The sequence below is a fragment of the Arenimonas donghaensis DSM 18148 = HO3-R19 genome, assembly GCF_000743535.1.
Classification (GTDB): domain Bacteria; phylum Pseudomonadota; class Gammaproteobacteria; order Xanthomonadales; family Xanthomonadaceae; genus Arenimonas; species Arenimonas donghaensis.
Map to the genome: position 1 here is coordinate 151,794 of NZ_AVCJ01000023.1, position 25,660 is coordinate 177,453.

Annotated in this window: 25 protein-coding genes; 11 read left to right on the forward strand and 14 right to left on the reverse strand. The window is 68.6% G+C overall.

The annotated features are described in order from the left end of the window. Window positions 1-6 precede the first annotated feature (6 nt). Window positions 7-873 carry a CPBP family intramembrane glutamic endopeptidase gene (locus tag N788_RS09750; RefSeq protein WP_034224558.1) on the forward strand — a complete coding sequence of 289 codons (867 nt, stop codon included), beginning with the start codon at window positions 7-9 and terminating at the stop codon, window positions 871-873. 69 nt (window positions 874-942) lie between these two features. Next, the gene (locus tag N788_RS09755) at window positions 943-1,473 is read left to right on the forward strand and encodes a hypothetical protein (protein ID WP_034224323.1); all 531 of its coding nucleotides are present in this window, start codon (window positions 943-945) and stop codon (window positions 1,471-1,473) included. A 63-nt stretch (window positions 1,474-1,536) separates the two neighbouring features. Here the strand turns inward: N788_RS09755 and N788_RS09760 are convergent, their stop codons facing one another. Then, entirely contained in the window at window positions 1,537-5,865 is a 4,329-nt protein-coding gene (locus N788_RS09760; protein WP_160171922.1) for an FG-GAP-like repeat-containing protein, read from the reverse strand. Between the two features lie 159 nt (window positions 5,866-6,024). On the opposite strand from N788_RS09760, the gene N788_RS09770 reads away from it, so the two are divergent. The 3 genes from N788_RS09770 to N788_RS09780 all read left to right on the forward strand — a co-directional run bounded on the left by N788_RS09770 (window position 6,025) and on the right by N788_RS09780 (window position 9,128). Then, entirely contained in the window at window positions 6,025-6,654 is a 630-nt protein-coding gene (locus N788_RS09770) for a trimeric intracellular cation channel family protein (protein WP_034224332.1), read from the forward strand. A gap of 85 nt (window positions 6,655-6,739) precedes the next feature. After that, a complete protein-coding gene (locus N788_RS09775; protein ID WP_051924543.1) occupies window positions 6,740-8,185 on the forward strand; it encodes a sensor domain-containing diguanylate cyclase in 1,446 nt (481 codons plus the stop codon). A gap of 37 nt (window positions 8,186-8,222) precedes the next feature. Further along, window positions 8,223-9,128 carry an RluA family pseudouridine synthase gene (locus tag N788_RS09780; RefSeq protein WP_051924544.1) on the forward strand — a complete coding sequence of 302 codons (906 nt, stop codon included), beginning with the start codon at window positions 8,223-8,225 and terminating at the stop codon, window positions 9,126-9,128. A gap of 62 nt (window positions 9,129-9,190) precedes the next feature. Here N788_RS09780 and N788_RS09785 read toward each other — a convergent pair whose 3' ends face one another. Further along, on the reverse strand, window positions 9,191-9,649 hold the full coding sequence (locus N788_RS09785) for a hemerythrin domain-containing protein (protein WP_034224334.1): 459 nt from the start codon (window positions 9,647-9,649) through the stop codon (window positions 9,191-9,193). A gap of 161 nt (window positions 9,650-9,810) precedes the next feature. Between N788_RS09785 and N788_RS09790 the strand changes: the two genes are divergently transcribed. From N788_RS09790 to N788_RS09805, 4 genes are all read left to right on the forward strand, one after another. Further along, window positions 9,811-10,293 carry an SRPBCC family protein gene (locus tag N788_RS09790; protein ID WP_034224337.1) on the forward strand — a complete coding sequence of 161 codons (483 nt, stop codon included), beginning with the start codon at window positions 9,811-9,813 and terminating at the stop codon, window positions 10,291-10,293. Then, a complete protein-coding gene (locus tag N788_RS09795; protein ID WP_034224341.1) occupies window positions 10,293-11,141 on the forward strand; it encodes a sterol desaturase family protein in 849 nt (282 codons plus the stop codon). Before N788_RS09790 ends, N788_RS09795 begins: the two co-directional genes overlap by 1 nt. 154 nt (window positions 11,142-11,295) lie before the next feature. Continuing rightward, window positions 11,296-12,582 carry a phospholipase D-like domain-containing protein gene (locus tag N788_RS09800; RefSeq protein WP_034224343.1) on the forward strand — a complete coding sequence of 429 codons (1,287 nt, stop codon included), beginning with the start codon at window positions 11,296-11,298 and terminating at the stop codon, window positions 12,580-12,582. Further along, the gene (locus tag N788_RS09805) at window positions 12,579-14,702 is read left to right on the forward strand and encodes a TonB-dependent receptor family protein (protein WP_051924545.1); all 2,124 of its coding nucleotides are present in this window, start codon (window positions 12,579-12,581) and stop codon (window positions 14,700-14,702) included. The genes N788_RS09800 and N788_RS09805 overlap by 4 nt, the downstream gene beginning before the upstream one ends. A 168-nt stretch (window positions 14,703-14,870) precedes the next feature. Here N788_RS09805 and rpmG read toward each other — a convergent pair whose 3' ends face one another. The 10 genes from rpmG to N788_RS09855 all read right to left on the reverse strand — a co-directional run bounded on the left by rpmG (window position 14,871) and on the right by N788_RS09855 (window position 20,922). Further along, window positions 14,871-15,035: a 50S ribosomal protein L33 gene (gene rpmG / locus N788_RS09810; RefSeq protein ID WP_034224346.1), complete on the reverse strand. Its 165-nt coding sequence runs from the start codon at window positions 15,033-15,035 to the stop codon at window positions 14,871-14,873. Between the two features lie 13 nt (window positions 15,036-15,048). Then, entirely contained in the window at window positions 15,049-15,285 is a 237-nt protein-coding gene (rpmB, locus tag N788_RS09815) for a 50S ribosomal protein L28 (RefSeq protein WP_034224351.1), read from the reverse strand. A gap of 219 nt (window positions 15,286-15,504) precedes the next feature. Next, window positions 15,505-15,831, reverse strand: coding sequence for a lipid-A-disaccharide synthase N-terminal domain-containing protein (locus N788_RS09820; RefSeq protein ID WP_034224354.1), 327 nt, complete (start codon window positions 15,829-15,831; stop codon window positions 15,505-15,507). After that, the gene (locus N788_RS09825) at window positions 15,828-16,562 is read right to left on the reverse strand and encodes a glycosyltransferase family 2 protein (protein WP_034224357.1); all 735 of its coding nucleotides are present in this window, start codon (window positions 16,560-16,562) and stop codon (window positions 15,828-15,830) included. The genes N788_RS09820 and N788_RS09825 overlap by 4 nt, the downstream gene beginning before the upstream one ends. 77 nt (window positions 16,563-16,639) lie before the next feature. Then, window positions 16,640-17,545: a ParB/RepB/Spo0J family partition protein gene (locus tag N788_RS09830; RefSeq protein WP_034224360.1), complete on the reverse strand. Its 906-nt coding sequence runs from the start codon at window positions 17,543-17,545 to the stop codon at window positions 16,640-16,642. Next, window positions 17,542-18,324, reverse strand: a complete 783-nt coding sequence (locus N788_RS09835; RefSeq protein ID WP_034224363.1) for a ParA family protein — start codon at window positions 18,322-18,324, stop codon at window positions 17,542-17,544. Before N788_RS09835 ends, N788_RS09830 begins: the two co-directional genes overlap by 4 nt. 30 nt (window positions 18,325-18,354) lie before the next feature. Beyond that, window positions 18,355-19,002: a 16S rRNA (guanine(527)-N(7))-methyltransferase RsmG gene (gene rsmG / locus N788_RS09840; RefSeq protein WP_034224366.1), complete on the reverse strand. Its 648-nt coding sequence runs from the start codon at window positions 19,000-19,002 to the stop codon at window positions 18,355-18,357. A gap of 74 nt (window positions 19,003-19,076) precedes the next feature. Continuing rightward, window positions 19,077-19,937: an ATP-grasp domain-containing protein gene (locus tag N788_RS09845; protein ID WP_051924546.1), complete on the reverse strand. Its 861-nt coding sequence runs from the start codon at window positions 19,935-19,937 to the stop codon at window positions 19,077-19,079. A 30-nt stretch (window positions 19,938-19,967) separates the two neighbouring features. Then, window positions 19,968-20,624, reverse strand: coding sequence for an RBBP9/YdeN family alpha/beta hydrolase (locus N788_RS14005; protein ID WP_084695987.1), 657 nt, complete (start codon window positions 20,622-20,624; stop codon window positions 19,968-19,970). Further along, the gene (locus N788_RS09855) at window positions 20,611-20,922 is read right to left on the reverse strand and encodes a cupin domain-containing protein (protein WP_034224370.1); all 312 of its coding nucleotides are present in this window, start codon (window positions 20,920-20,922) and stop codon (window positions 20,611-20,613) included. Before N788_RS09855 ends, N788_RS14005 begins: the two co-directional genes overlap by 14 nt. A 101-nt stretch (window positions 20,923-21,023) precedes the next feature. Between N788_RS09855 and N788_RS09860 the strand changes: the two genes are divergently transcribed. After that, the gene (locus N788_RS09860; protein WP_034224372.1) at window positions 21,024-21,458 is read left to right on the forward strand and encodes an Lrp/AsnC family transcriptional regulator; all 435 of its coding nucleotides are present in this window, start codon (window positions 21,024-21,026) and stop codon (window positions 21,456-21,458) included. A 25-nt stretch (window positions 21,459-21,483) separates the two neighbouring features. On the opposite strand, the gene N788_RS09865 is transcribed toward N788_RS09860, so the two are convergent. Then, entirely contained in the window at window positions 21,484-21,906 is a 423-nt protein-coding gene (locus N788_RS09865; protein ID WP_034224375.1) for an SPFH domain-containing protein, read from the reverse strand. 123 nt (window positions 21,907-22,029) lie between these two features. Between N788_RS09865 and N788_RS09870 the strand changes: the two genes are divergently transcribed. Then, the gene (locus N788_RS09870) at window positions 22,030-23,022 is read left to right on the forward strand and encodes an NAD-dependent epimerase/dehydratase family protein (RefSeq protein WP_034224379.1); all 993 of its coding nucleotides are present in this window, start codon (window positions 22,030-22,032) and stop codon (window positions 23,020-23,022) included. On the opposite strand, the gene N788_RS09875 is transcribed toward N788_RS09870, so the two are convergent. After that, window positions 23,001-25,634 (reverse strand): bifunctional diguanylate cyclase/phosphodiesterase, encoded by a 2,634-nt coding sequence (locus tag N788_RS09875; protein WP_051924548.1) that lies wholly within the window; start codon window positions 25,632-25,634, stop codon window positions 23,001-23,003. The genes N788_RS09870 and N788_RS09875 overlap by 22 nt on opposite strands. Window positions 25,635-25,660: the final 26 nt, after the last annotated feature.

A 25,660-nucleotide genomic window follows, 5' to 3' on the forward strand; every position in this document is an offset into this window, starting at 1 on the left:
CCGGCCATGGCCCAGTTTCGTCGGCTCTTGAAGGTCCTGGGCCAGCTGCTGCTGGCGATGGCGGCGATCATCGGCACGGCGCTCGTGTTCCGGGCGCTGCTGTTTCCCGCCCTGCTCTGGACCTTCGATCCGGACCCGGTGCTGGCGACGCAGCTCAAGCGGTTGGGCACGCTTGCCAGCGCGGTGCTGGGCTATTGGATCTACGTCCGCTACTTCCGGAAGCGCCCGGTCACCGAACTGCGCCCGGCGCTGGCCGGGGTCGCGTTGGGCGGCCTGGCCGGGGCGGCGCTGATCGGGCTCGCACTGGTGCCGCTGTTCGCTTTCGGCATTTATGTCGTCACCGCGCACCAGGGATGGCAGTGGGGCCTGCTGGAAGTCGCCGGCTTCCTGCTGGTGGCCGCGATGCTCGAAGAACTGGTCTATCGGGGCGTCCTGTTCCAGACCCTGGAAACCGCCTGGGGAACGGTCCCGGCGCTCTGGCTGCAGGCCGTGGTCTTCGGCCTGGTCCACCTGGAGAACGTCTTCGCGGTCAATGGCAGCGCCTGGGACATGGTGGCCACGGTTTTTTCGGTCACCTTGCTGGGCGCGCTGTGGGCCCTGGTGTTCGTGCACTTTCGCAATCTGTGGATATGCGGCCTGAACCATTTCGCCTGGAACTTCACCATCCTGTGCAGCGGCGTGCCGCTGTCGGGTATCGATGAATGGCGGGCGTCCGCACCGGTGCTGACCGAGTACCGCGGCGCCGACTGGCTGACCGGCGGTGTGTTCGGACCGGAGAATTCGCTGGTGACGCTGGTGGTGGTGGCCGTCGCCGTGGGTCTGCTCATGCATTTCGCAGTAAAGCGGGGCAAATTGCGCCGTCCGGGACCGTAGTCAGGGCAGGGTCACCCCCGTCCTTGGGCGGGCTGGCAGGATGATCGCGAGCCTTACGGAGTTCCCGCCATGTCCGATCTTCCCCTCACTGGCGAGGTGTCCAACAGCAAACTCGCCGCGGCCTTCGAAAGTGAAGCCACCGCCCGCGCCGCCGTCATCGTGCTGGTCGACCAGACCAGCCTGGAAACCACGCAGCTCAAGGTCGTCAAACCCGGGGAACGACATCCGGGCATCGCCCTCGAGCCGGAAGGTGGCGGCATCTTCCGCACCCTCCTTGTCGCCCATCTTTGGCTGGGACTTGCCGGCCTTGCCGTGGGCGGCATCGCGTTCGCCGTGATGCTGTCGCTGGGCGTGCAACTCGTGGTCGCTTCGCCCTGGCCTTCGGCTTTCGTGCTGGTGTTCTTCGGCGGCATGCTCGGCCTCATGCTCGGCGGCCTGGTTGCGCTCAGGCCCGACCACGACCCTTACGTCCTGGCCACCCGCGATGCGATGACCAAGGGCCAGACCACGCTGGTGGTGCACGCGCTGTCGTCCGAACAGGCCGACCAGGCCGCGGCGCTGCTTGCCGAAATGGGCGGCGAGGTCACGCGCACGCTTTGAACGCCCACCCGGCCAGGGCCCGAACCCACAGGATCCGAAAACCGCCCGGATCCGCGCGTGGCCTCAGGGTGCGCATCCCTGCATGGTCCCGGAACCGCCGAGCGGGCGCGCCGTGTCCAAGGCGCTCCACCACCCCGGAACCCTCGGCGCATACAGCCCGTCGATGCCCACCTGCATGGTCCCGCTGCCAAACGCCCGTGAATACGTACCGACCGGGCGTCGCGCGGGAGGGCCGTTCCGCGTGCATAGCGGGCAGAAACCCTGGAGCTGTTCGAGCACCAGGGAGCGAGTGGCGCCACCGAACCCCGGACCTTCCGCGATCAGGAAACGCGGGACGCCCTGCGCGTCATAGATGAAGGCCAGGTGCATCTCGTAATCCGGCCACAGCTGCACGCTGTAACCCGTGCCTGCACGGTTGGCATCGAACCAGTGCGAACTGGCGTCCAGTGGTGCGCCGCCCAGGTTAGGACAGCCCCGGCCCAGGGAACGCAGCGGCTCCGAGCCCGTTTCACCATCGAGCGTCCAGGTATACGTGAACGCATCCGGCCCGGTGGGTGTGATCGTGGCTTGACCCACCTGGGCAAGCTGTTGCGCATTGCCATTCCAGGCAGTGCGGTAGATCGGCGCCGTCCACAGGCCGTCTGGACCCGGCGCCGGCGCCTGCAGATAGAGCCAGGTTGGGCTGCCGTCCTGGAAGTAGGTGTACCAGAGCCCGACCTGCTGATCGGCGGCGGGGTACAGCACCAGTCCGTGGCCACCACGGTCAGGATTGAAATAGCTGCCCGAGCGCACGACCGGCGCCGCCGCCGTCATGGTGGCGGTAATGTCAACGGAAGCCGCGGCGTTGCCCTTGTTTTGGACCACCGCATACCAGCGCCCCGGCGCGGGAGCGTAGACCACGACGTCCTCGTCGCCCCCCACCCGACGCGAAGAGGCTACGGCTGCGGTGAGCGGCGGCGCATCCTCGATCCGCGGAGACGAGCCGATGCCGGCGGGAACCAGGTACAGGTCGACCTCCGCCATGCTGCGTGTCTGGACGGCCAGGCTCGACGCGCCCTGCGGCACATCCACCAGAATCCGACGATGGGTGGCGCCGGGCGGCAATCGGAACGACGTGGGTCGTGTGTTGGACAGTGCGAGGGGCGTATCGGGCCCGGGTGACGGCGAGCGCGTCAGTCGCACCGGGACCAACTCACCAGGATCCTCGCTGTCGCGCCGCACACGCAGGTATCCGACACGACGTTCACCGGGAAGGAACCCGGCCGCGTTCCAGGCCATGCGGAGCGCGAAGTGTTCGCCTTCGCGCAGTTGACCGGGGCCAGTCGCGACCAAACTGCCGTCGCTCGGCGTGTCCACGCGCACCGCGGAAACCTCGGCGCGCGCTGGTAGCGGTGCGGCGCCCCGGTTGTGCAGCATCACCCAATACGACAGCGCGGCATCGCCAGGCTGGGTGATGTCGAGTTCGCAGCTTTCACCCGAAGGGACCATGGCGGCAGTGCACACCAACTCGCTTTCGTCGGCGACACCATCCCGGTCGCTGTCCAGGCCCATGTACAGGTCCACGTCGCCGGCCCCCTGAGTCGTCGCGTCCACCAACACGCGCCAACGGCGCGGCTGGTTGTCCTGCGGCCTTGCCAAGGTAAACACCGACGAGCCGGTGCCCGCCGGATCGTCCCAGGGCGAGAGCGGGTTCGCGTCTCCCGCCAGCACCACCTCGTAGGGAACCGGCCGCTGGATCGACGTCGCTTCGAAGCGTGCGCCGGGCATGGCCTGCAGGCCATCGAGCAGGATGTCCTGGTGGCCGGCGGCGCTTGCCACATCCAGGGTGACGGACTCCTCGGGCAAGGGACGGATGACGAACTCGATCTCGGCTTCCGCACAACGCCGGCTGTACATCGCCTGCTCGCACAGGCCATAAAGATGGCGATAGATGCCCACCCGGCCAGGAACAGGCCGGAACGCCAGTTGATCGTCCGCGATGGTGCCGAAAACGTTGGGGATGAAGTGCAGGTCGCCGACATCTGGCTCGGTGAACGGCATCTGCGGCGAGAGGGTTCGCTCATCCACGTATACGTCGTTCGTCAGCACACTGAACGTAACCGGTCGATTCTGCGCAATCACGATGCGATCCGGACGGGCATGAAGTGCCGGATGGGTCCGGTCGTCGTCCCAGATCACCGTCATGGCGTAATTGCCACCATTGGGCGCGATGATCGCCGGGCCGGAGACGACGTAGAACAGGATCATCATAAATTCGTCGGGCTCCTCCAGCGTATCCCCATTGACTGGAATGTGGATCGTCCCGCCCGTGGCGCCCGCCGGAAGGGTGAAGTTGGGGATCGTGATCGCGTCGTAGTCGGCCGGGGGGATCGCCACGAAAGACATGTAGTCCGGCGGGTCGTTGGTATGGACTCCGACCACCACCGGTGCGCTGAGAGGCTTGTCGAACTCGAACCGTACCGGCACCAGCTGTTGCCCACTGTTGCCTTCCACCACCTGGCCGACGAGGCCATAGAGGACGGGATAGCGTTCCGGTTCTTCTTCGCTCTGGATGTGCACCCACGCCAGGTGGCTGTTGCCCCAGCCTCCGGTGACGTTGTCCACGCGCAGAATAAAGGTGCGTGTTGGTCCCGGCTCCCGGTTGCCGATGATGGTCACCGGGACCGACGTCTCGGTCTGGCCTTCCGGGATCAGCACACCCTGCAGCGATACCGGCTCGTAATGGACGCCGGGAACCGCCTCGCTTGCCGACGTGGAAATCGATTCCACATCGAACCGCACGCCACCGGGTCCGGCGGGCCAGCTCAGGCGAACGGGAATGTGGTGGACGACCGGACCTTCGTCACCCTCGGGCAGGAAGTTGTATTCGTTGATGCGCAGGTCCCGGTAAGGCACAGCCGTCACCGGCACCGGTGCCGAAAGCGCACCTGCGCCCGCAGTATTGAAGGCTTGGACCTGTACCTGGTACGTGATGCCCTGGGGCAACCCTTCCAGATGGATTTCGAACGGCGCATTGCCGGCAGGTGCGGTCACCGGCGGCACGAAGTAGCCGGCCGGCGTGGTGATGACGCGGTAGCCCAGGATCGGTAACCCGCCGTCGGCGCTTGGCCGCGATACCGTCAGCGTTGCCCAGGACGAGCCCTCTTCGGTTTCGACGCCGGTGATCACGGGGGCCAGGGGAGGCGTGCCGTTGCCGGTCGGCTGTTGCGGGCGGGCGAGGTGCAGTTGAACGCCTGCGATGGTGGCTTCCGCCACATCGTCGAAGCCGTCGCCATCGAAGTCACCAACCGTCAGCGTGCGGCTGTCTGGCGAAGTAGGTGGATAGCTGTTTTGCGACGCGGCCATCTGCTCGGGAATCTGGAGCCGGCCGTCGCGCTGCTGGTAGGACAGCAGCCAGACCCGGCCGCTGACCACGGACACGTTGTCCGCGATCGTGACCAGGTCATCCTGGCCGTCGCCGTCTGCGTCAAGTCGCTGCAGCGAGCGCACCGAGCCGGCCATGGGCAGCGACCGGGGCTGGTCCATTACGCCACCTGGCAGCTGCAGGTACTGTTTCAGGCGGACCTGGGCCAGATTCGGTGGCCCACCGGTGACCAGATCGGTACGGCCGTCGCCATTGAAGTCACCGGCAGCGATGCCAACGGATTGGTCGCGTACCCGCACGGGCGCCGAGAACGCGCTGCCCCCGTAGCCGTAGCGCAGGACCAGGTACATCGGATCGCCCTGGTAGGGGCCGCTCTCAAGCGTGGCGATGTCGACAAAGGGGTCTGCATTGAAATGGCCCGCCACGATGCCGTTGAAGTTTGCCCGGCCGGCATCGATCACGCCCCGCTGTACCAGCCTTCCCTCGCCATCGCCGAAGTAGAGGTGCAGGGCCGAACCGATCAGATGACTGGAGCCCGGATATCCGGCCAGTTGTTGGGCCTGGATCAGGTCCAGGTGGCCGTCCCGGTCGATGTCGACAACCAGCGGCGCCGACACACCCACATGCGGGTTGGCTGCCGGCTGGCGCACCATCCAATGACCGTTGGGCTGCGAAAGCAGCATCCGCCAGCCGCCCTCGCCGGCGAACACCAGGTCATCGCGACCGTCCTCGTTGAAGTCGCCCGCCGCCATGAGCGGAAGCGGCCCCAACGGCCACGGCTGGAATCCCGGGACGACCAGCGGCGTCGCGGTGAAGGTGCCCACGGTGGATTGCAGTTGCAGAACCACTCGCTGGTCGTGGTCCAGCATGGCAAGATCCCGGCGGCCATCGCCATCGAAGTCGCCCGCTACGATGACGTCCGTTCCTTCGTGGGCGAGATGTGCCCCCGGAATAAACCGTACCTGGGCAGTTGCCAGGGGAGATATCGCCAGGGCGGCGAGGAGGCAGAGGAGAGGGGGTCGGCTCATTGCGCGCGATTGTGCCATCGCGACCGGGACTTCACGTTCAGATTGCGGCAGATGAGACTTTTTCTTTTCGATGGACCCAAGGCCGCCTTGGGTAGACTGCCGGCCTGGCCGACTGCCTGAACAGCCCAGGCGACCCGGCGGGGCAATCACCGAGGCTCAATGACACCTCTCCTGCTATCGACGCTCGACCTCGTAGGCACCTTCGCGTTCGCGATCAGCGGCGCGACCCTGGGCGTGCGCAAGCGCCTGGACCTGTTCGGCGTGCTCACGCTGGCCTTCGCCGCCGCCACGGCCGGCGGCATCTTCCGCGATCTGGTCATCGGTGCGCACCCGCCAGCGGCTTTCGGCGACTGGCGTTACCTGGCCACGGCCATGGCGGCCGGCGTCGTCACCTTTTTCGGCTATGAGCAGGTCGAACGGGTCCGCAACCCCGTGCAGATGTTCGACGCGGTCGGCCTGGCGCTGTTCGCCGTGGCCGGCACCAGCAAAGCCCTGGCCTTTGGCATCCACCCCGTGGGCGCGGTGCTGCTGGGCATGATCTCGGGTATCGGCGGCGGCATGGCGCGTGACCTGCTGGTGACTGAAATTCCCGCCGTGCTGCAAAGGCGCGAGCTCTACGCCGTGGCCGCCCTGCTGGGCGCCGTACTGCTTGCAATCGGCAGCTGGTTGGAGCTGCCGCCGGCGCCGACCGCCCTGGTCGCCGCCTTCGCCTGTTTCGTGCTGCGCTACCTCGCGATCCGGCGAGGCTGGATGCTGCCGGTCGCCAACTGGCGCGACCCCAGTCTCTGACTCCAGCGGGATTTCGCACGGCGCCGCCGGCGATTCATGCACACCTGCAGCGGCCAGTTCGCTAGGATTCAGGCGAGGAGTCTTGATGACAACATCGCAACAACTGACGCCGCCTGGCCAGACGGGGCGGTTCTGGCTGCTGCAGCCGCTGCTGGTGGTGCTCTGGCTGGGCAGCTTCCTGCTGGCCGCGGCGCTCGAGCACGCACCGCATGCCAGCCTGTGGTTTCCACCGGCGGCGGTCACCTTCGCCAGCCTCTTTTGCCTGGGCTGGCGCGCCGCGCCCGCCATCTTCGTCGCCTGCGCCGTGGCCACCTACCTCACTGAAACCGCGGGCGCGAACGGCGGCGCGGTGCGGCTGGACGTCGTGGCCTCGTCGAGCCTGGTCTTCGCCCTGATCCACACCGGCGCCTACGCCCTGCCGGCGATGACCCTGCGGCGCCTGGCCCGATTCGAACAGGCTGAATTCACGCTTCGCGCCGTCACCGAATTCCTGCTGCTTGGCGCGGTGGGCGCCGCGCTGGCCGCCAGCTTCGGCGTGCTGGGACTGCAGCAAACCGAACTGCTCGATGCCCCGGACCTGTTCGAGGTGGCCGCCGCCTGGTGGATCGGCGACTACGCGGCGCTGGTGACCCTGGCGCCTGCGCTTGCCCTCATGCTGCGTTGGGCCGTCGGCAGCAGCGAGGTGCGGCGCTTCCCGCCTTTCGAGTGGGGCCCCTGGCGATTCCGGCGGTCGGCGGTAGGGAAGCTCGCGGTGCTGCTGGCCGTCACCCTGGCGGTCCTGGCTGGCTACCATGAACTGTCCAACAGCCGCGCCTTGCTGGTGATGCTGGTGCTCCCCGTCGTGCTGCAGCTTTGGATCGTGCACACCGAAAACCTGGCGACCACGCAGCTGGGCGTGCTGGGCTTCAGCCTGCTCACGGTGGGCGCGGCGGCCGCGGTGCAGGTGGGCGACGACGCGCTGATCCTGCAGTTCGCCGCGGTCAGCCTGGCGGCCAATACCTACCTGAGCCTCGCGGCGCCCGCGCTGTACGCGGCCAATGAACGACTGCGCGACCAGGTCAGCCACGATGGCCTGACCGGCGCGCTGAGCCGGACCTGTTTCGAAGACCGTGCCGCCATCGGGCTGGCGAAAGGCCAGCGCCGCAACCAGCCCTGCTCGATCATCATGCTGGACATGGACCGGCTCAAGGAGCTCAACGACACCCACGGGCACGCTGCGGGCGATATCGCGCTGCGCGATCTGGTCAAGCACTGCAAGGCCCGCCTGCGGGCCAGCGACTGCATGGGACGCCTGAGCGGCGACGAGTTCGCGATCTTTCTTCCCGGCACCGACGAGGACCAGACGCGCGCCATCGTGCACGACCTGCGCGAGCAGCTTGCCGCGACGCCGCTGGAACCGCTGGGGCTGACGATCTCGGCAAGCTTCGGCATGGCGACCACGCCGGACTCGTCGTCGAGCTTGTCGCAGCTGCTGCACGCGGCGGACCAGGCCATGTACGTCGAGAAGCGGGCCCACCGTCGCAGCGTCTGATTGGCGCAGGCTGGCGCGTCGCTGTCACACTGCCGCCGTGCAGAAGCGACCTCCCAACATCGATGGCCTGGCCGCCAGTACCCTGCAGTTGCCGCCGGGCGCCTGGAACTCGGTGCTCGACTGCCTCTGTGACCGATTTCCATCCGTTTCCCGTGCCCAGTGGCTGGCGCGGATGGCCCGCGGGCGCGTCGTCGACGGCGGCGGCGAAGCATTGACGCCGGACTCGCCGTTCCGGGTCGGGTTGGAGGTGCACTACTACCGCGAGGTCGCGGACGAGGTGGCGATTCCTTTCGAAGAAAACATCCTGCACCTTGACGATGACCTGCTGGTGGCCGACAAGCCCCACTTCCTGCCGGTCACGCCGGCCGGGGGGCACGTCCATGAAACCCTGCTGGGACGCCTGGTCCGCCGAACCGGCAACACCGAGCTGGCGCCGCTGCACCGGATAGACCGGGACACGGCCGGCGTGGTGCTGTTTTCAACCCACCCGCGAAGCCGCGGGCGATACCAGGCGCTTTTTCGCCAACGCGGCATGCACAAAACCTACGAGGCGATCGCGCCGGCCCTGCCGGGCCTGGCGTTCCCGCGGGTGAGGTCGAGCCGCCTGGTCGCCGGCGAACCATTCTTCCGCATGCGCGAGACCGATGGGGCGGCGAACAGCGAAACCCGGATCCAGGTTATGGAAAGGGCCGGGGACTTGTGGCGCTATCGCCTGGAGCCGATCACCGGCCGCAAACACCAGCTGCGCGTGCATATGGCTGCGCTGGGGGCGCCGATCGTCAACGACGACCTGTATCCCGTCGTTTGTCGCCGCGAGCCAGGCGATTACCGCGCGCCAATGCAGCTGCTGGCGCGACAGCTGGCGTTCGTCGACCCGCTCAGCGGCGCCGGGAGGGTGTTCACCAGCGCGCTCGAACTGCGCACCCGCGCCACCGGCGATTAGTCCCGGAAAACCCACGGCACGACCTTGCGTGCCGCACGCCGGCCCCTGCCGGCGGGTGCAGGTCAGGCCACTGCCAGCTTCTTGCGCATGCGCTTGATGTCGCGACGGTACTGGCCGGCCAGCTTGGTCTTCTGGGCGTCGGTGAGCAGCTTGCCCGAGACCTGGAAGAACTTCTTTTCCTCTTCGCGCAGGTGGTGGTGCACCTGGTGGGAGAGGGCGCGGGCGGTGTTCATCCAGCCGCGGTCGGACGGTTTGCCTTCCTGCAGCTTTTCGACCAGTTCGTCGATCTCGTGGTGTTCATGCAGGGCGTGGCGGGAGGCGTCCAGGCCGCCGTCGTGCATCAGCATCGGGACGTAGAGGTAGCGTTCCTCGGCGGCGGCGTGGGCGGCCAGTTCGATGCGCAGTTCGGTGAAGAGCCGCTGCCGGTCGTCGCCGCGGGCACTGGTGCGCAGCAGGCGGCGGCACAGCGACCGCTGGGTTTCGTGGCTTTCACGCAGGGCGTCGTAGATGGTCTCGGACATCGCCAGGCTCCCGGGGGACTGGAGGGCAGTCTAGCGCTGGTCGCCCTGTCGGGACTGAAGTCCCTCCCACAGAGGCAGGCTGCTGTGGGAGGGACTTCAGTCCCGACGCTTCTCCCCGCTCGGGTCGTGGACACTCCGGCCGCGCCGGGTAAAATCAGCGCATGCGCCTGACCGTTTCCGCCGAACGCAGCCTGCCCTGCACCCCCGACGTCGCCTTCGAACTGGCGACCAATCCGGACAAGTTCCCGGTGTTTTTCACTGGCTTTGGCCCGGTGCGCGGCATCAGCGGCATCCGCCTGCATTCCGACCTGGACGTGGGCAGCCAGCGCCGCGTGCACCTGGTGGACGGAACCGTGCTCACTGAACGGGTCATCGCCTACGATCCGCCGGTGAGCCACGGCTACACGCTCACCGGCTTCCGCCCGCCCATGGCCTGGCTGGTCCGGCAGGGCGAGGCGATGTGGTATTTCAGCGGCCATGAATTCGGCTCGCGGGTGCGCTGGGACTACGAGTTCACCCTCGCCAAGCGCTGGCTGGCGCCGGTGGCGGTCATCGTCCTGCACCTGTTCATGCGCCGGGCCATGCACCGCTGCCTGAAGAACATGGCCCGCGCCCTCGAAGCCCCGGTGGCGGCCGCGCCCTGATGGGCGAATGGCTGCTCCTGGCGCTGGCGCCGGTCTTCCTGGGGTTCGTCATCTGGGAGGCCTGGTACTGGCGGCAGCGGCAGCCGGCCATGTACAGCTGGCGCGATACATTCTCCAACGCGGCGCTGGCCCTGATGCACCAGGGCGCCGATGCGCTGGCCTGGCTGGCACTGATCGGGGTGTTCTGGTGGCTGCACCAGTTCCGGCTATTCGAGATCCCGACGACGTGGTGGACGATCGCGCTGCTCTTTGTCGCACAGGACTTTTGCTACTACTGGTTCCATCGCGCCGCGCACCGCATCCGCTGGTGTTGGGCGTCGCACGTCACCCACCATTCGTCCGAACGACTGAACCTGTCCACGGCCTTCCGGCAATCGATCACCTACCCGATCTCCGGCATGTGGCTGTTCTGGCTGCCGCTGGCCTGGCTGGGCTTTTCGCCGACGCACATCGTGCTGGTGGTGGCGATCAACCTGGCCTTCCAGTTTTTCGTGCACACCCAGGCGGTGGGCCGGCTGGGCTGGCTAGAGCATGTTTTCAACACGCCGTCGCATCACCGCGTGCACCACGCCAGCAACGGTCGCTACATCGACCGCAACTACGCCGGCGTGCTGATCGTCTGGGACAAGCTCTTCGGCACTTTCGAGGCAGAAGACGCCTCCGAGCCCTGTCGCTACGGCCTGGTCAAGCCGGTGCGCAGCCACAACCCGCTGGTGCTCACTTTCCACGAATGGGGCGACATGCTGCGCGACACCTGGCGTGCGCGCGGACCGAAGGCCCGCCTGGGCCAGCTGTTCGGTCCACCGGAACGGGCGCTTTCGCAGGCCGACCACCCTCGCCAGCCGTGAACCGGCCCTCGCGGCGCAGCCACGTCCAGAGGCCGCGTCCACGCCCAGGCCGGTCTGCCACCCGACGGAACTGAACCGCGGCGGCCAGGGGCGGTCGCGTGGCGGCGGCTCGGGCTGGCACACTGGGGTCCTACTCCGGAGCAGGGGCGCCCGAATGGATGCCAGGAAACGTCGGCGACTCAAATGGGTGCTGCTGACCGTCGCCGCCACGATCGCGACGCTCGCGGTGGTCGCCAATTTCGACGTGCCGGACAAGCAGCTCGAACGCAAGATCGAACACCTCCATGGCGTTGGCAGCAGCCAGTTCCGTCGCGAGGTGGGTTCGCTGCTGGGGCCCTCGGTGGTCGGCGGCAACCACGTGGTCGCCTACAACAACGGCGTGGAGATCTTCCCGGCGATGCTCGACGCCATCCGTTCCGCCGAGCACTCGATCAACTTCGAAACCTATATCTACTGGTCGGGCGATGTCGGCGGCGAGTTCGCCGAGGCCTTCGCCGAACGGGCGCGGGCGGGCGTCAAGGTCAACGTCATCATCGATTGGGTCGGCGGCCTGAAGATGGACGAGCAACTGCTGGCGACGATGCAGGAGGCCGGCGTCCGGGTCGAGCTGTACCGGCCGCTGGAGTGGTACACGCTGAGCCGCATCAACAACCGCACCCATCGCAAGCTGCTGGTCGTGGACGGCGAGCACGGTTTCACCGGCGGGGTCGGCATCGCCGACATCTGGGCGGGCGACGCCCAGGATCCCGAGCACTGGCGCGACATGCATTTCGGGGTGCGCGGTCCGGTGGTGTCGCAGATGCAGGCGGCCTTCAACGACAACTGGATCAAGACCACCGGCGAGGTGCTGCACGGCGAGCTCTACTTCCCGCCGCAACCGGAAGCCGGCGGGATGGATGCGCAGCTCTTCGTCAGTTCGCCCGTGGGCGGCGGCGCGACCATGCACCTGATGTACCTGATGGCGATCGCCGCGGCCGAACAATCCATCGACATCCACGCGTCCTATTTCGTGCCGGACGAACTGGCGGTCCAGGCCATGCAGGCCGCGATCGAGCGCGGCGTGAAGGTGCGCGTGCTGGTGCCTGGCGAACACATCGATTCGGAAGTCGTGCGCATCGCGTCCAAGAAGCTCTGGGGTCCCTTGCTCGAGGCCGGCGCCGAGGTCTACGAATACAACTCGACGATGATGCACGTGAAGATGATCATCGTGGACAACTTCATGGTGTCGGTGGGTTCGACCAACTTCGACGAGCGCAGCTTCCAGCTCAACGACGAAGCCAGCCTGAATGTTTATGACCGCGAATTCGCGCTGGCGATGACCGAGGTGTTCGAGCGCGACATGCGCCAGACCGAAACCTACGACTATCAAAAGTGGGAGCAGCGTCCCTGGACCGAAAAGTTCATGGAGACGGTGGTGATTCCCCTGCGTTCGCAGCTGTGATCGCGCGGCCGGGCCTGCTGCTGCCAGCGCTGGTGGCGCTGGCGGGTGCCGGCCCGGCCGCCGGCCAGGAGCCGGCGCCTGCATCGCAGTCCCCGGCCGTGCAGCTCGAGCCCCTGGTGGTCACCGCGACCCGCCAGCTCCTGCCGAGGCTGCAGGTGCCCGCCGCGATCAGCGTGCTCGACGCGGACGACTTGCGCGGTGGCCGTCCCGCGCTTTCCCTCGCCGAATCGCTGCCGCGCATTCCCGGCCTGGTCGTGCGGGAGCGGCAGAACCAGGCCCAGGACCTGCAGCTCTCGATCCGCGGTTTCGGGGCGCGGGCCAGCTTCGGTGTGCGTGGTGTCCGGCTCTACGCCGACGGCATCCCGGCGACGATGCCCGACGGCCAGGGCCAGGTCTCGCACTTCCTGCTGCCGGCGGCCGAACGCATCGAGGTGCTGCGCGGCCCGTTTTCGGTGCTGTACGGCAATTCCAGCGGCGGCGTCGTCTCCGTCTTCAGCCGACCGCCGCCGGCCAGCCCCGAAGCCGGCGCCGAGGGCCTGCTTGGCTCCGACGGCCTGTGGCGCGCCTCGGCGTCCTGGCGCGGACCGGTGGCGACGCACACCGGGATGCGCCTGGACCTGCAGCGTGCGTCCGCCGACGGGTACCGAGAGCATTCGGCCTGGCGCCGCGACGGCGCCCAGCTGCAACTGCAGGGCGAAACCGCACTCGGTGGCGACTGGACGCTGCTCGCCAACCACCTGGAGCTGGCCGCCGACGATCCCCAGGGCCTGACCGCGGCGCAGCTGGCGGGCAATCGACGCGCCGCCAGCCAGGGCGCCCGGCTCTTCGACACCCGCAAGACCGTCTCGCAACAGCAGCTTGGCGCGCGCCTCGCGCAGGCCGTGGGGGATGCCCACGGGCTGGCCCTGGTCGCCTACACGGGTCGCCGGCAGACCTTCCAGGTGCTGTCTATCCCGGTATTCGTGCAGGCCAGCCCGGGCTCCGGTGGCGGCGTGATCGACCTCGACCGCGACTACGCCGGGCTCGACGCGCGCTGGCGTTGGCAGGCCTCGGCCACGCTGTCGCTGGTGGCTGGCGCCAGCCACGAGCGCGCGCAGGAGCTTCGACGGGGCTACGAGAACTTCCTCGGCGACCAGCTTGGCGTGGTCGGCGCCCTGCGCCGCGACGAAGACAACGGCGTGCGAGGCAACGATCTCTACCTGCAGGTCGACTGGCAGCCCACCGAACGGTGGCGGGTGAATGGCGGCCTGCGCCACAGCGACGTGCGCTTTGAATCACGCGACCGCTACGTGCGGGCCGGCAATCCCGACGACAGCGGCGCGCGCAGCTACTCCCGCGTCTCGCCGGTGCTGGGCGTGCTGTACCGGCTCGGCGAGGGCGCCAGCCTGTACGCGAACGCCGGCCGCGGCTTCGAAACGCCGACGTTCTCCGAGCTGGCCTATCGCAGCGACGGCGCCAGCGGCTTGAACACCCTGCAGCCCGCGCTGAGCCGGCACGTGGAGCTGGGGCTGCGCTGGCAGGGCCCGCGCTGGCGGGGAGACGTGGCGCTGTTCCAGGCCAGCACCCGCGACGAGCTGGTGGTCGCCGCCAGCCAGGGCGGGCGCACCGTGTTCGACAATGCCGGGCTGACCCGTCGCCGCGGCCTGGAGGTCTCGACCGCGGTGACGCTGGCGCCGGCGTGGTCGCTGGCCGCCAGCGCCACCTGGCTCGATGCCCGCTACCGCCGCGACGTACCCAGCTGCGCGGCGCCGCCCTGTGCAGATGGCCCGCGCATCGAAGCCGGGAAACGGCTACCCGGCATCGCGGCCCGTTTCGCCTGGGCCGAACTGCGCTGGCAGGCCAACGGGCGCACCGACCTGTGGCTCGAGGCCCGCGCCACCAGCCGCTTCTACGCCGACGACGCCAACACCGCCGCCGCGCCCGGTCACGCCCTGCTCGGACTGGGCGCCGAACACCGGCTGGATGCCGCCGGCCGCTGGACCGCCTGGGCCCGCCTCGACAACCTGCTTGATCGCCAGGTGATCGGCTCGGTCATCGTCAACGACGGCAACGGCCGCTACTTCGAGCCGGCCCCCGGCCGGATCTTCATGCTAGGCCTGCGCCTGGACACCCCCCTGTAGGAGCGCCTTCAGGCGCGAATCTTTTGCCTTTGCCTTTGCCTTCGGCAAAGAAGAAATTCGCGCCTGAAGGCGCTCCTACAGGTAACCAGGCAAAAGAAAACCCGCCGGTGGGCGGGTTCTCTTTGGAAAGCTTCGCGGCTCAAGCCGCTCCTACCGGTAAGCCGTGGCTTACTTGATCTTGCCTTCCTTATACATCACGTGCTTGCGAACGACGGGATCGTACTTCTTGATCTCCATCTTGTTCGGGGTGGTCTTCTTGTTCTTGTCGGTCGTGTAGAAATGACCGGTGCCAGCAGAAGACGTCAGACGGATCTTGTCGCGCTTGGATGCCATGGTTCAGTCCTCCTCAGATCTTTTCGCCGCGGGCGCGCATTTCGGCCAGGACGGAATCGATGCCGTTCTTGTCGATGGTGCGCAGGGCGTGCATGGAAACACGCAGCTTCACCCAACGGTTCTCCGAGGCGACCCAGAAGCGGCGCTCGTGCAGGTTGGGAAGGAAACGGCGGCGGGTACGGTTGTTGGCGTGCGAGACGTTGTTGCCGCTCTGCACACCCTTGCCGGTAACTTGGCAAACTCGGCTCATTGTGTGACTCCTGGGTCGGACTGGCCGCCCATAGCCCGGGCGGCGGCGGCCCCGCGCGGCGGGCCGGAGGGCCTGCAGGCGCATGCGATGCGGGATACAGCGAACGCTCCGCCAGGGGCCGGGATCGCACTACCGGGGCCAGGGCCTGAGGGCAATTGCGGAGCGAGCCGCGCATTATGCCCGTCCGGCAGGCCCGGGGCAATAGTTATCCACAGGGGCTCACGGGCCGGCCCGGTCCCGGTGCCAGCCCCGGTGCCGGATGTCGAGGTACAGGCTGTAGGCGGCGGTGAAGGTGGGGAAGAGGTTCTGCAGCACCCCCACGGAGTCCTGCTTGGCCGAGAACAGGAAGTAGCTCAGGGTCATCAGGGCCCCGACCAGGCTCATGTACCAGAAGACGCGCGGGATCACCGGCTTGCCGGCACGCCGGGAGGCGAAGAACTGCACCACCCAGCGGCCGCCGAACATCAGTGCGCCGGTGTAGCCGACCAGCTTCCAGGGCGTCACGTGCAGGCCGGTCCAGTCCAGCCACATGATTTCCAGGTTCATCGGGGTCCCTCTTCTTCCCGGACGGCGGTGCGCCGGTTGCGGGCGATCAGCCAGGCCACGCCCATCAGGTCGCGGATGCCGACCAGGGCGCGGCCCAGGTTGGTGTACTTCGAGGTCCCGGCCCCGCGCGGCCGGTGGTTGACAGGCACGCTCACCGTGCGCCAGCCGGCGCGCTGCATCAGGGCCGGCAGGTAGCGGTGCATGTGGTCGAAATACGGCAGGTCCAGGAAGGCCGCCCGCTCGAACAGCTTGGTGCCGCAGCCGGTGTCGGGCGTGGCGTCGCGCAACAGGCGCGAACGGATGCCGTTGGCCCACTTCGAAGCCCACTTCTTGCTGCCGCTGTCCTGGCGATTGACCCGCCAGCCGGCGTAGAGCTTGACCTCGGGCGGGCCGGCGTCGCGCGCGGCCAGCAGCCTGGGCAGGTCGGCCGGGTCGTTCTGGCCGTCGCCGTCGAGGGTGGCGACCCAGGGTGCGCGCGCCGCCTTGACCCCGTTGCGGATGGCAGTGCTCTGGCCGGCCTGGCGTTCGTGGGCCAGCACGCGAAGTTCGGGCGTCGTGGCCATCGCACCCCGGAGCCGGGCCAGGGTGCCGTCGCGGCTGCCGTCATCGACGAAGACCACCTCGAAGGCAAGCCGGCCGCGCAGGGCCGCGACCGTTTCGGCCAGCAGGTCCAGCACGTTGCCTTCCTCGTTGAAGGCGGGGATGACGACGGAAAGCAGCGGCGGACTCACGGGCACGGGAACCTTGACGGCAAGGGATGGCGAATGTTCGCAACCACGCCGTTAAGAAATTCTCGGTCCGCCCGGGCTCAGCTGCGCAGGCGCTCCAGGATGCCTTCCAGGCTGTCCAGGCCGTGGTAGCTGATGACCAGCTTGCCGCGGCCGCCGCGGCCATGCTGGACGGCGACCTTGGCGCCCAGCTTTTCCGACAGCTCCCTTTCCAGGGCGGCGATGTCGGCGTCGGACTTCTTTTCCGGGCCCTTGGCGGCCTTCTTGCCGGGAATCTGGCCCTTGGCCATGGCCTGGGCGCGGCGTTCGACTTCGCGCACGCTCCAGCCCTCGGCGACCGCTTCCCGGGCCAGGGCCAGGGCGGCCTGCGGGGCAAGGGTGAGCAGGGCACGGGCGTGGCCCATCTCCAGCTGGCGTTCCTCGAGCAGCTTGCGGATGCCCTCGGGCAGTTCCAGCAGGCGCAGCAGGTTCGACACCGAGGCGCGCGAGCGGCCCACGGCTTCGGCGGCCTGCTGGTGGGTCAGGGAGAATTCGTCGATCAGGCGGCTAAGCGCCAGGGCTTCCTCGAGCGGGTTGAGGTCTTCGCGCTGGATGTTCTCGATCAGCGCCATGGCGATCGAGGCGCGGTCGTCGACTTCGCGCAGCACCACCGGCACGTCGCTCAGGCCGGCCTGGTTGGCGGCGCGCCAGCGGCGCTCGCCGGCGATGATTTCGTACCGGACCTTGCCGTCCTTGTCGCTGCCGATGGCGCGTACGACGATGGGCTGGATCAGGCCCTGGGCCTTGATCGACTCGGCCAGTTCGGTGAGCTTGTCCGGGTCCATGCCACTGCGTGGCTGGTACTTGCCCGGCTGCAGCTGGTCGATCGGAAGGCTGTGCAGCCCCTCGCCGCCGGACGCGTCCTCGCCCGCGGGCGCCGCGCCCTTGTTGCCGGTGCCCAGCAGGGCGTCGAGGCCGCGGCCGAGGCCGCGCTTCTTGCTGCTCATGCCATCTCCTTGTGGATCTTCTTCTCGCGCCGCACGATCTCGCCCGCCAGGCCCAGGTAGGCGATGCCGCCGCGCGAGGACCGGTCGTAGCCGACGATGGACTGGCCGTGGCTGGGCGCCTCGGCCAGGCGCACGTTGCGCGGGATGATCGAGCGGAAGACCTTGTCGCCGAAGTGCCGGGTGAGTTCACCGGACACGGCGTTGGCCAGGTTGTTGCGCACGTCGAACATGGTGCGCACGATGCCCTCGATCTCGAGCTGCGGGTTGAGCTTGCCCTTGAGGGCGTTGATGGTGTCCATCAGCGAGCTCAGGCCCTCGAGCGCGAAGTACTCGCACTGCATCGGCACGATCACGCCGTCGGCCGCGGCCAGGGCGTTGAGCGTGAGCAGGGACAGCGAGGGCGGGCAATCGATGATCAGGTAGTCGTACTGGTCGCGCAGCGGCGCCAGCGCGGTCTTGAGGCGCTGCTCGCGGGCGGGTTCGTCCATCAGCCGGATTTCGGCGGCCGTGAGGTCGATGTTGCCCGGCAGCAGGTCGAAACCTTCCGGCGCCTTCACCACCGCCGAAGCGGCCGGGCATTCACCCAGCAGCATTTCGCAGACGGAGTTCTCCAGCTCGCGCTTGTCCACGCCCGAGGCCATGGTGGCGTTGCCCTGCGGGTCCATGTCGACCAGCAGCACGCGGCGCGGCACCTGCGCCAGCGCGGCGGCCAGGTTCACGGCAGTGGTGGTCTTGCCGACCCCGCCCTTCTGGTTGGCGATGGCGATGATGCGACCCATGCGGTCTCCTTGCGCGGCCTGAACGGGGGATTATGCCGGCTTGGCCGGGTCACGGGTGATCGTGACCAGGTGCCGGTCGCCGTCCAGGCCCGGAACGGCCAGCGTTTCAAGCGCCTGGACCCGCCAGCCGGGCGGCATGGCGGCGATTTCGGCGTCCGGGCGCTGGCCCTTCATGGCCAGCAGCCGGCCTTCCGGGGCCAGCAGGTGGCCACCGACCGCGAGGATGCCGGCCAGGGTGTCCATGGCCCGGGCGGTGACCTGGTCGAAGGCGCCCGGCTCGTCCACGGCCTCGGCGCGTGATTCCAGCACCCGCACGTTGTCCAGGCCCAGCTTGCGCACGGCCTCGCGCAGGAAGCGGGTCTTCTTGGCGATGCTTTCGACCAGGGTGACCTGCAGGCCCGGCACCGCCAGGGCCAGGGGAATGCCCGGCAGGCCCGGGCCGGTGCCCAGGTCGGCCAGGGTGCCCGGGCGCACCTGGCGCCACATCGACAGCGAATCGAGCAGGTGCTTGGCCACCATTTCGCGCGGGTCGCGCACGGCGGTGAGGTTGTAGGTGCGGTTCCAGCGGTCGAGCAGGACCAGGTAGTCCAGCAACTGGCCGGCCAATGGCCGGGGCGGCAGGCCGAGGGCGACCAGCCCGGCTTCGAGTTCGGGCAGCAGGTGGGAAAGCGGGTTCATGCGGCCATTATCGGGCCAAACCCGGGGTCGGCCAAAAACCACGGGAAATTCGCGCCTGCTCCGGGTTTCTGGGCTTACCAGGCGCAGATGGCGTCGCAGAAGCGGGACACGGCGCCGGCGTCGGCAGAAAGGAACAGCACCGGGTCGATCACTTCGAGTTCCATCAGCACCAGTTCGCCGTCCACGGCCACGGCGTCGATCCGGGCATAGACGGTGTCGTCGGCGAAGCCTTCCAGCAGCCGGGCCGCCTGGTCGATCAGGGCCTTGTCGGGCAGGCAGGCGACGTGGGTGCCGCCGTGGTCGGTCTGGACGCGGAAGTCGCCGGGCCGGGGCGTCTTGCGCACGGCATGCGAATACAGGCCGCCGAGGAAAACCATGGAGACTTCGCCCTGCGCTTCGATCTGCGGGAGGTAGCGCTGGACGAGCAGGTCCTGGCACTGCAGCTGCCCGGCGAACCGTGCCCGCGCCTCGGACCGTGCCAGGGGCGCCACGCGCCAGGTGCCGTGCGCCGACAGCGAGACCGCCGGCTTGACCACCAGGTCCGCCGAACCCAGCTGCCCGGCCAGGTCGTCCAGGTCCACCGTGCTTCCCCGTGCCGCCAGCCGGGTGGCGGGAATACGCGCGAGGCCGGCGGCTTCAAGCGCCAGCAGGTAACGCTTGTGCAGGGTCCCCCGCAGCCGGGCCTGGCCATTGGCGATGCGCGCACCGCGCCCGGCCAGCTGGTCGAGCCAGTCCAGGAACGCGTCCGCATGCAGGTGGTAGTCCCAGCAGGACCGGACCACCACGAGGTCGCCGGGCCGCACGCGGGCATTGTCCTCGTCGCTGCGCCAGCGCAGTACTTGCCAGGGCACGCCCCGGCGGGACAGCTGCGCGGACACCAGGCGGTCGTCGGCCGTCAGGTCCGGGAAGTCGAACGAAGTCGCGAAATGGATCACGCCGGCCTGCCTCTCTCCCTGGGTCCGGGCTCACGCCGGGCAACGCCCGGTCCGGCGATCTGATGCCGGCGGAGGCAGGAGGGTTGCATCCTCGCGTTCCTGGGCGGCGGCCATCTCCCGGAAGAAGGGCAGTATCCCGGGAAGCGGCGTCAAGCCCGAGGCCGGCGAGAAGTGGCCGCCGCCGGGAAGCAGCAGGCGCCGGGCGCCGGCGCTTGCGAAGGCGGTGGCAACGTCGGCGGGCGTCGGGAGCAGGTACGGGTCGGCATCGGAGACCACGACCAGCGACCGCCTGGCACGGGACAGCGCCGCGGGCAGTGCCTGCGCTTCGACCCTGAACCGGCGAATTGCTTCCAGCCGGCTGGGCCCGATCGGGGGTGCGACCAGCACGGCTCCGGCGATGGGGTTCGGCGCGGCGAGCAGCCAGCGCAGCACGGCCAAGGCCCCCAGGCTGTGGCCGACCAGCACCAGTGGGCCCTTGCCGCCGCCGATGGCGTCCTGCAGCGCGCCCTGCCAGGCGCGGGGGTCCGGGTCGTGGCTGTCGGGTAATGCCGGCACGGCAACCGCGAAACCGAGGATGTCGCGCAAATGCTGCGCGAGCGCGGGGTACCAGCCATCTGCCGGCGACCCCTGCCAGCAATGCGCGATCACCACGCGCAGCCGTCCGCCGCCGCGTTCAATCGCTGTCATGTCGCTCCACCACCAGCACGCGCGCCTCGCCCACGGGCTCGGCCCGGTGGCGATCGCCGCTCCTCAGGACCACGGCATCGCCCGCGTGCAGCCGTTCCACGCGTTCGTCGCCCTCGGGGCCGGAATGCATGTCCACCTGCCCATCGAGCACGACGAAGACCTCGTCGCCGTGGTTCACGTGCCAGCGGTAGGGCTGGTCGGTCCAGTGCAGGCGCACCTGGTGTTCACCCATGGCCATCAATGTTTCGCTGCCCCAGGCCCGCTCCGCCCGGAACACACCGCGTCGGTGGATCTTCATTCGCCAACTCCTGGCCAAGCCGTGGCCGCGGCGGCACTTTTGCGCATTGCTGCGCCGGTTCCAACCCGGCAAACTGCCGGAAACCGCTGGCAGAACTGCGTATGAAGGCGCTGGACGAGATCGACCGCAAGCTCATCGCGCTGTTGCAGGACGATGCGCGCATGCCGGTTTCCACGCTCGCCAAGCGTGTCGAACTTTCCCGTTCCGCGGTTCAGGAGCGACTGGCGCGGCTGGAAGCAGGCGGCGTGATCAGCCAGTACACCGTGCGGCTCGGCAAGACCGATTCCAGCGTCCAGGCCTGGCTGATGATCAACCACGCCGAAGGCTTCACCTGCGATGACGTGATCGACCTGCTGCGCTCGCTGCCGGCGATACGCCTGTGCCATAGCCTGGCGGGCGACGTCGATTTGCTGGCCCTGGTCGAATCCCCGTCGCCAGCCGGGCTGGCCGATGTCAGGGAACGCATCCTTTTGCACCGGTCGGTGGCCAGCGTGACCACCGCGGTTGTGCTGCGCACCCTGTTCGACCGAAGCTGACGCCCGCCGGGCGCCAAGCGCCTGCTCAGGCCATCCGGCAGCGGATGACCCGCACGCCCTTCGGGCCCAGCGCCTGGTTCAGCGCCGTCTTGAGCGGTTCGGCGCCCTGCGGTGCGTCGAGCAGGGGCAGGGCCTCGTGGATCACCAGGGCATCGACGTCATCGAGGGCCTCGCCGGCCAGCGCCGGGTCGAGGATCTGGTAGTAGAGCTCGGCCTCGTCGCCGCGTGCTCCCACGACCAGCAAGTGGTGTCCGATCAGGCAGACCGGCTGGCCCAGGTGGTCCAGTCCCGGCAGGGTCCAGCGCCAGCCCGGCCCCAGGGCCCGGACGAAGCGACCGAAACGATGCACCGTGACCACGCTGTTGTCGGGGACCCGGCGAAACCCGGTCAGCCAGGCCAGGGGCGCGAGGGGCAGTGGCAGGGGCAGCAAGGGCGACATGAAAGTCATGGGTGCCAGTAGCTTAGCTTGGTTTGTTGAACAATAGTCTTACTAACGCCGGGGGCAGCGCAAGCCGGCCATCCGGGCGCCGGGGCGCTGGCGGGTCCCGGCGCCCTGGGGTAGAACCACGCCATGACCACCGTCCTCGTCACCGGCGCCACGGGTTTCCTGGGCCAGCATCTGCTGCGCGAACTCCAGGCCACCGGCACCGCGGTGCGCGGGCTGTCCCGTGCGCCGGCCGGCGATGCGGCGGTATCGGCCGCGGGCGCGGTGCCGGTGCGCGGCCATCTGGGCGACGCCGCGTCCCTGCGCGCGGCGGTGGAAGGCGTCGAGGCGGTTTTCCATGCCGCCTCGGACACCAACAACTGGGGACCGGGCGACGCGGCCCAGACCGACACCAACGTCGGGGGTACGCGGCGCCTGCTCGAGGCGGCGCGCGATGCCGGGGTGCGCACCTTCGTCTACACCTCCAGCGTGTCCGCGTATTCGCATCGGGCGCCGGGACCGCTGCGCGAGCAGACACCGCAACGCGGCGGGGATTCGTGGATCAACTACGAGCGCAACAAACACGCCGCCGAACGCCTGGTGCGTGAATCGGGCCTTCCCTTCCTGATCCTGCAGCCTTCGCACATCCTGGGTCCGGGCGATCGCAACAACTGGTCGAACCTGATCCGGATGGCCGACGCCGGCCAGTTGCCGGGCGCGCCGCCGGGTTCCGGCGCGTTCGCCGATGTCCGCGAAGTGGCCAGGGCGCACGTCCGCGCCTGGCAGCGCGAGGCACGCGACGAAACCTGGCTGCTCGGGGGTGAATACGCCAGTTTCCTGGCCCTGGTCGCGGAAATCGGCCGCCAGCTTGGCAAGCCGGTGCCGACGCGTGCGATGCCGGCGCCCTTGCTCCGGGCCTATGCGCGACTCCTGGATTTACTCTCGCGCATCACCCGCAAGCCGCCGAAGCTGACGCCGGCGGCGGTCTGCTTCACCTGCCACCACCTGGCCGTGGACAGCAGCAAGGCCGAGCGTGAACTGGATTATCGGAGCACGCCGCTGCCCCTGCTGCTGGCCGACACCATCGCCTGGCTGCGCGCCGAAGGCCTGCTGGCGCCTCAGGCCGTCGCCAGCCCGTAGCGCTCGAGGATCTGGTCGATCGAGGCGGGCCTCGAGAACAGGTAACCCTGGCCCAGGCTCAGGCCCAGCAGGCGCAGCTGGTATCGCTGCTCTTCGGTTTCGATGCCCTCGGCGATGACCTCCAGCCCGAGTGAATCGGCCAGCAGTCGGATGGCGCGGACGATGGCGGTGCTGCCGCCGCTTTCGCCGCTGCGCAGTTCGTGCACGAAGCTGCGGTCGATCTTCAGGCCGTGCAGCGGGAAGCGGTGCAGGTAGCTCAGCGACGAATAGCCGGTGCCGAAATCGTCGAGCAGCGTCATCACGCCGACCTCGCGCAGGCGACCCAGGCAGGCCTGCACCTGTTCGGGTTGCTCCATCAGCGCGCCCTCGGTGACCTCCAGGCGCAGGTTGGCGGGGCGTACGTCATGGCGGGACATCAACTCCAGCAGGCGCTGGTCGAAATCGGACGCCCGCAGGTGGCGCGGCGAAACATTGAGCGTGACGTAGGCGCGGCCCACCGACAGCCGGCGGATGTCCTGACAGACGTGTTCGTAGATCTGCCAGTCCATGTGCTCGAGGCTGCCGGTTTCCTCGGCCGTGCCCAGGAACTCGCCGGGCATGCACAGCCCGCGCTCGGGATGGTGCCAGCGCATCAGCGCCTCGAATCCGACCAGCTGGCCATCGGCCAGGCTGAGGATGGGCTGGTAGTGCGGCACGAACTCATGGCGCTGCAGCGCGCGCCGCAGGTCGCCTTCGAGCTCGAGCAGCTTCAGCGCCGCCTCGTGCAGCTGCTCGTCGAAGATCGCGTAGCGCTGCCGGCCGGTGGCCTTGGCGCGGTACATCGCCACGTCGGCGTCGCGTAGCAGTTCTTCCGGGCTGCGATAGCGCGGGTCGACCATGGCGATGCCGATGCTGGCCGAGGTGTAGAGCTCCTTGCCGGCGATGCGCATGGGTTCGGCCAGGGACCGGATGACGCGGTCGGCCACGGCGACGGCGTCGTCGGCCGAGCTGATGTAGTCGAGCACGATGGCGAACTCGTCGCCACCCAGGCGCGCCACCATGTCCGGGTCGCGCACGCAGCGGCCGATGCGTCGCGCGGCTTCCTTCAACAGCTCGTCGCCGACCAGGTGGCCGACCGAGTCGTTGACCACCTTGAATCGGTCGAGGTCCAGGAAGAGCACCGCGAAAAGCTGGTCCGGGTCGTGCCGGTAGCGCGACAGCGCCATGCCCATGCGCCCCAGCAGGTGGCTGCGGTTGGGCAAGCCGGTCAGGGTGTCGTGCATGGCCTCGTGCTTGAGCTTGTGCTCCATGCGCTCGCGCACCGAGATCTGGTCGAGCAGCTCGCGGTTGGTGTCGGCCAGTTCGCTGGTGCGCGAGGCGACGCGCTGTTCGAGCTCGGCGTAGGCCTCGCGCAGGGATTCGTGGGCCTGGCGGCGCTCGAGCGCCTGGGCGATGTGGAAGGACACGAAGCTGAGCAGTTCCTGGTCACGCTTGGTGTACAGGTAATCGGGGGTGTAGCTCTGGACCGCGATGACGCCGGCCACGGCGCCTTCGATCTGCAGCGGCACGCCCAGCCAGCAGACCGACGGCGTGCCGAAGGATTGAACCTTGCCCTGGGCGACCAGGCTGTGGATGCCGTCGCGGTCGGTGAGCAGTGGTTCGCCGCTGGCCAGGACGTACTCGGTGAGGCCGCGGGCGAGCTTGCGGCGCGGACGTGCCTGGTCGCGTTCGTCCACCGAATAGGGGAAGTCCAGCTCCTGGCCGTCTGGCGTGAGCAGGGCGATGAAAAAATTCCGTGCGTCCAGCAGCGCGCTGACGATGCCGTGCACTTCGGCGTAGAAGACTTCGATGCTTTCGCTGCGGCCGGCCTGTTCGGCGATGCGGAACAGCGCCGCCTGCAGGCGCTCGCTGCGCTCCCGCTCGGCGACTTGCTCACGCAATTCGCTGGTGCGTTCGTCCACGCGGCGTTCCAGTTCTTCCTGGGCGTCGCGGCGGGCCAGGGCGGTCAGGATGTGCTGGGCGACGTAGCCCAGCAGGGCGCGATCGTCTTCGCTGTAGCGCGAATCGGGGTCGTAGCTCTGCACCACCACCGCGCCACGCACCACGCCTTCGTCGACCATCGGCACGCCCAGCCAGTCCTCGCTGTCCGGGCCCAGGGTCTCGTCGCGGCCGACGCCCAGCTGCGTGCGCACGTCGGCGGAGGGGCCCAGCACCGGCTTGCCGTGGCGGATCAGGGCCAGCGTGAGGCTGTTTCCCATTTCTTCCGCCGGGATTTCCTCGTCCGGGTCCGGCTGGATCGGATCGTGGCTGTCGGCGAAGTAGATGAAGCGCATCGTGTCCGTTTCGGGCGCGTAGCGGACGATGTAGAAGTTCTCCGCGTACATCAGCCGGCCGACGATTTCGTGCAGGCCGCGCATCACCGTGGCGGTGTCCTCGCCCGAGCTGGCGATGTCGGAGATCGCGAACAGGGCACGCTGCAGCCGCTCGGCCCGGCCGAGCCGCTCGACGTCCACCCGCAGTCGCTGGACCTCCGCGGCCAGCTCGGCAGGGTCGTCTGCGCGCAGCCGCAGGGCCTCGGCGCGCGGTGGCGTGGTGGTCGCGGCGCTGGACGAATGCGGACTGCGTGGCTTCAAACGGACAACCCTTTCCCGGTGGGTCC

Excerpts from the sequence above, each read along its gene's own strand:
- N788_RS09750 (WP_034224558.1), top strand. The coding sequence starts at position 7 with ATGGCCCAGTTTCGTCGGCTCTTGAAGGTCCTGGGCCAGCTGCTGCTG.
- N788_RS09755 (WP_034224323.1), top strand. The coding sequence starts at position 943 with ATGTCCGATCTTCCCCTCACTGGCGAGGTGTCCAACAGCAAACTCGCC.
- N788_RS09760 (WP_160171922.1), bottom strand. The coding sequence starts at position 5,865 with ATGAGCCGACCCCCTCTCCTCTGCCTCCTCGCCGCCCTGGCGATATCT.
- N788_RS09770 (WP_034224332.1), top strand. The coding sequence starts at position 6,025 with ATGACACCTCTCCTGCTATCGACGCTCGACCTCGTAGGCACCTTCGCG.
- N788_RS09775 (WP_051924543.1), top strand. The coding sequence starts at position 6,740 with ATGACAACATCGCAACAACTGACGCCGCCTGGCCAGACGGGGCGGTTC.
- N788_RS09785 (WP_034224334.1), bottom strand. The coding sequence starts at position 9,649 with ATGTCCGAGACCATCTACGACGCCCTGCGTGAAAGCCACGAAACCCAG.
- N788_RS09790 (WP_034224337.1), top strand. The coding sequence starts at position 9,811 with ATGCGCCTGACCGTTTCCGCCGAACGCAGCCTGCCCTGCACCCCCGAC.
- N788_RS09795 (WP_034224341.1), top strand. The coding sequence starts at position 10,293 with ATGGGCGAATGGCTGCTCCTGGCGCTGGCGCCGGTCTTCCTGGGGTTC.
- N788_RS09800 (WP_034224343.1), top strand. The coding sequence starts at position 11,296 with ATGGATGCCAGGAAACGTCGGCGACTCAAATGGGTGCTGCTGACCGTC.
- rpmG (WP_034224346.1), bottom strand. The coding sequence starts at position 15,035 with ATGGCATCCAAGCGCGACAAGATCCGTCTGACGTCTTCTGCTGGCACC.
- rpmB (WP_034224351.1), bottom strand. The coding sequence starts at position 15,285 with ATGAGCCGAGTTTGCCAAGTTACCGGCAAGGGTGTGCAGAGCGGCAAC.
- N788_RS09820 (WP_034224354.1), bottom strand. The coding sequence starts at position 15,831 with ATGAACCTGGAAATCATGTGGCTGGACTGGACCGGCCTGCACGTGACG.
- N788_RS09830 (WP_034224360.1), bottom strand. The coding sequence starts at position 17,545 with ATGAGCAGCAAGAAGCGCGGCCTCGGCCGCGGCCTCGACGCCCTGCTG.
- N788_RS09835 (WP_034224363.1), bottom strand. The coding sequence starts at position 18,324 with ATGGGTCGCATCATCGCCATCGCCAACCAGAAGGGCGGGGTCGGCAAG.
- rsmG (WP_034224366.1), bottom strand. The coding sequence starts at position 19,002 with ATGAACCCGCTTTCCCACCTGCTGCCCGAACTCGAAGCCGGGCTGGTC.
- N788_RS14005 (WP_084695987.1), bottom strand. The coding sequence starts at position 20,624 with ATGACAGCGATTGAACGCGGCGGCGGACGGCTGCGCGTGGTGATCGCG.
- N788_RS09855 (WP_034224370.1), bottom strand. The coding sequence starts at position 20,922 with ATGAAGATCCACCGACGCGGTGTGTTCCGGGCGGAGCGGGCCTGGGGC.
- N788_RS09860 (WP_034224372.1), top strand. The coding sequence starts at position 21,024 with ATGAAGGCGCTGGACGAGATCGACCGCAAGCTCATCGCGCTGTTGCAG.
- N788_RS09865 (WP_034224375.1), bottom strand. The coding sequence starts at position 21,906 with ATGACTTTCATGTCGCCCTTGCTGCCCCTGCCACTGCCCCTCGCGCCC.
- N788_RS09870 (WP_034224379.1), top strand. The coding sequence starts at position 22,030 with ATGACCACCGTCCTCGTCACCGGCGCCACGGGTTTCCTGGGCCAGCAT.